This is a genomic window from Peribacillus sp. SIMBA_075, assembly GCF_046534585.1.
Genome location: NZ_JAWRYN010001759.1, coordinates 1 through 229 on the forward strand (window position 1 = coordinate 1; position 229 = coordinate 229).

Annotated in this window: 1 protein-coding gene; it reads right to left on the reverse strand. The window is 37.6% G+C overall.

The annotated features are described in order from the left end of the window. A partial coding sequence (locus SB775_RS34475) for a recombinase family protein (protein WP_410865786.1) occupies positions 1-229 on the reverse strand: 229 nt, incomplete at both ends.

Genomic DNA, 229 nt, shown 5'->3' on the forward strand with positions numbered 1-229 from the left:
GTGTTGCTTTCTTTAAAGGCTTCCATGATACGTCCTGAATCTATCTGTGATCCCCTGGAAAGTCTATCGTTCGCAATTACACACACAACATCAAATTCACCTGATCTGATTCTAGGCAACAATCTAGAAAAAATAGGCCTATTATCAATAGAATCAGAAGAGACAACTTCTTCGAACCACTCTACATCTGTAAAACTGTATCTATTTAAGAGTGCTTTTAGTTGATCCC